The 2,266-nt window shown below is 44.7% G+C and carries 1 protein-coding gene and 1 pseudogene; one reads left to right on the top strand and one right to left on the bottom strand.

All coding sequences use genetic code 11. The features are described from left to right. Positions 1-142 precede the first annotated feature (142 nt). Positions 143-1,081 carry an IS110 family transposase gene (locus A142_RS12535; protein WP_019819907.1) on the top strand — a complete coding sequence of 313 codons (939 nt, stop codon included), beginning with the start codon at positions 143-145 and terminating at the stop codon, positions 1,079-1,081. On the opposite strand, the pseudogene tnpC reads toward A142_RS12535, so the two are convergent. After that, positions 1,071-2,266: pseudogene (gene tnpC / locus A142_RS12530) on the bottom strand (IS66 family transposase); the annotation flags it as partial. The gene A142_RS12535 and the pseudogene tnpC sit on opposite strands and share 11 nt — an antisense overlap.

The raw sequence follows: 2,266 nt of genomic DNA, 5'->3' as shown, positions 1-2,266 counted from the left end.
CTTTCCCAAAGGGAGTGATACAGGCTTACCTTGTTCCGTATGTCGCGCAATGTCAGGTTAGATGCCCACTATAGATGTATGGACTCCTCTCCCCTCGGGGACTACGTTATAAATACACCTGTAAAAATAGTGGAGCTCAGATATGGAAGACAATCTAATACTTGCCATCGACCTAGCGAAAAACTCATTTCAAGTTTGCTATATGAGAATCAATGGTGAAGTTCTCATGAACAAAGCTATCAGCCGTACTAGTTTGATCAGACTGCTAACTGGAAAGAAGAAGTTTTCTTTAGTGGTCATGGAGGCTTGTGGTGGTTCTCATTACTGGGCTCGCTTAGCGAAGAAAAATAATTACGAAATTAAAGTCATCCCCCCTCGTGCAGTTACAGGTCTACAACTCAAACAGAAAACGGATAAGAATGATGCTTATGCGATAGGGGTTGCCGCTCTACTTCCTCATATATCTAGTTGCAGTCAGATGTCTGAAGAAGAGCAAGGACTACAGTGTTTGGATCGTGCTCGGGCATTACAGATAGCCCAACGAACAGCACTTAGTAATCAAATGCGTGGGTTCTTAATGGAATTTGGCATCGTTTTGCCCAAAGGAATAACTCCTTTAGTAAAACGGATCCCAGAAATATTAGAAGATGCAGAAAATGAGTTACCAGATTCTTTACGGCAAGTACTCGCATCTCAATCTGATTTATTAGCTATGTATACAGAACAAATAGAATACTACGACGGTTTAATCACAGAGCATGTTAGTCAAAATAAAATCTGTAAAAAGCTTAGTAAACTAGAAGGAGTTGGGCCAATCGTAGCATTAGGTCTAATGGTACGTTTAGGTAATGGTAAAGAATTTGTTCGAAGTCGAGATGCGTCTGCTTGTATAGGATTAACGCCTAAACAACACTCTACTGGCGGTAAAGAGCGTATAGGGCATATTTCTAAAAGTTGCGCAGATAAGCGTTTGAGAAGCCTCTTGTATCAAGGAGCAATGTCTATAGTGTACAAAGTTACACTTCGAGCACCAACAACGTATCCGCCCCATGAACCCACGGGCGATATTACTAATGTTTGAAGTTCCAAGGCAGGAGTGCATTGATATCAGGTTCTGCTTTCGCTAACTCTTTCATGCACTTGACCATGTAGTCGTAAAGGATAAGGCCTTTGGCTTTCGCTGTCTCGACGATGCTGTAAAGCATCGCGCTCGCTTCAGCGCCATTTGCAGTTGTCGAGAGCAACCAATTTTTTCTGCCAATAACCAGCGGCTTAATTGCACGTTCAGCACGGTTATTGTCTATCGATAAGTGACCGTCATCGATATAGCGGATGAGCTTCGGCCATTGACCGAGCGTGTATTTTATCGCTTTACCCAGCGGGCTAGACTCTATCACTTGTTGAGTCGTCATCCACTGGTACAACTCATCCAATATCGGCTTAGCATGCTGTTGACGCTCTGCTTTTCGTTTTTCCGCAAGCTCACCTTTTAAACGGGATTCTATCCCATAGAGTGTAGTCTTCCAAGAAGGTAACAGGGCATGCCCTCGCGCGACTGTTTTGATAGTCGTACAAGGCGATATTTTTCACATTCGGTAGTGCGGCTTCTGGTGAGTCTGCTCCCGAGCAGTAAAGCCACATATAGCACTGTTTATCTTCCTTGAGGACATTGAGCGGCGTTTCATCCGCCTGAACCACCACTTGCTCTAGTAGGTGCGTTTTCAAAACAGCGTAAAGCGGGGCGAACTTTTCACTGACTTGGATAATCCATCTCGCCATGGTGGTACGTGATAGGTCAATACCCGATTGGGTAAACAACGACTCTTGGCGATACAGTGGCATCGCGTATTGGTATTTGCCAAGGATGATATTGGCAAGCAAGCTTTCTGTCGCGAAGCTCTTAGGGATAATACTTTGCGGTGCTGGCTTTTGAAGGATGTGGCTGTTGTCTTCGGTCTTTTCGCACTGGCGGCAAGCATATTTAGGACGAACATATTCCAGCACTTTGAGCACGGCTGGTGAGAACTCCAGTTTCTCGCTGCGGTCTTCACCGATTTTATGAAGGGTATGATTGCAGCATGAGCACTGCTTTTCATGGTCGTCTAAATCAAGTTCGATAATCTCACGAGGCAAGGTCTTTGGAAGTGGCTTACGTTTACCACGCTTCTTCGTGGTGGTGGTCGTCGTGACCTCAACTTCTTCTTCCTTAGCGGCCTCACATTCCACTTCGTTGAATAGGTCACCTTGAGATTCATCGTAAGGCTTT

Source organism: Vibrio splendidus 12E03, assembly GCF_000272105.2.
Taxonomy (GTDB): Bacteria; Pseudomonadota; Gammaproteobacteria; order Enterobacterales; family Vibrionaceae; genus Vibrio; species Vibrio splendidus_I.
Note: the sequence above shows the minus strand (reverse complement) of the source record. Positions and strands in the feature narration are given on the sequence as shown.